This is a genomic window from Arthrobacter sp. 05T423, from assembly GCF_056396245.1.
Genome location: NZ_JBFTLC010000131.1, coordinates 1 through 354, shown reverse-complemented (window position 1 = coordinate 354; position 354 = coordinate 1). Strand labels below are relative to the sequence as shown.

The 354-nt window shown below is 55.9% G+C and carries 1 rRNA gene; it reads left to right on the top strand.

The window, feature by feature from the left end:
- Positions 1-354: ribosomal RNA gene (locus tag AC1DFE_RS24240) — 16S ribosomal RNA — on the top strand; the annotation flags it as partial.

Below are 354 nucleotides of genomic sequence, written 5' to 3'. Positions count from 1 at the left end.
CACTGGAACTGAGACACGGTCCAGACTCCTACGGGAGGCAGCAGTGGGGAATATTGSACAATGGGCGCAAGCCTGATSCAGCMATGCCGCGTGTRTGAAGAAGGCCTTCGGGTTGTAAAGTACTTTCAGCGGGGAGGAAGGCGATGCGGTTAATAACCGCGTCGATTGACGTTACCCGCAGAAGAAGCACCGGCTAACTCCGTGCCAGCAGCCGCGGTAATACGGAGGGTGCAAGCGTTAATCGGAATTACTGGGCGTAAAGCGCACGCAGGCGGTCTGTYAAGTCGGATGTGAAATCCCCGGGCTTAACCTGGGAACTGCATTCGAAACTGGCAGGCTAGAGTCTTGTAGAGG